The organism is Acidovorax sp. Q11 (genome assembly GCF_054950075.1).
On record NZ_JBUDZG010000126.1, the window covers coordinates 1 to 258 of the forward strand.

Here is a 258-nt window from a genome sequence, read left to right on the forward strand (position 1 = left end):
TCACCGGTCAGGCCATGACGGGCACAACCGATGCCAACGGGCTGTACCTGATCAATGGTGTGGTGCCAGGGGCCATCACCCTGAAGGCCAGCCGGACGGGGTACTTTGACGCCACCGGGCAGGCCAATGTACTGGCAGGCCAGACGGTGAACTTCTCCCCAAGCCTGGTGCTCAGCACCGCAGGTGGCCCTGGCGGGACTGCGGACTGCCGCATTCTTGGCACTGTCACCAAGGCCGCAGATGGCACACCTGTTGCCG

At 64.7% G+C, this 258-nt stretch carries 1 protein-coding gene; it reads left to right on the plus strand.

The genetic code is table 11. The annotated features are described in order from the left end of the window. Positions 1 to 14: 14 nt before the first annotated feature. Positions 15 to 258 (plus strand): peptidase associated/transthyretin-like domain-containing protein (locus tag ACYZGB_RS22975; RefSeq protein ID WP_462391298.1); only part of this gene is annotated, 244 nt, incomplete at its 3' end.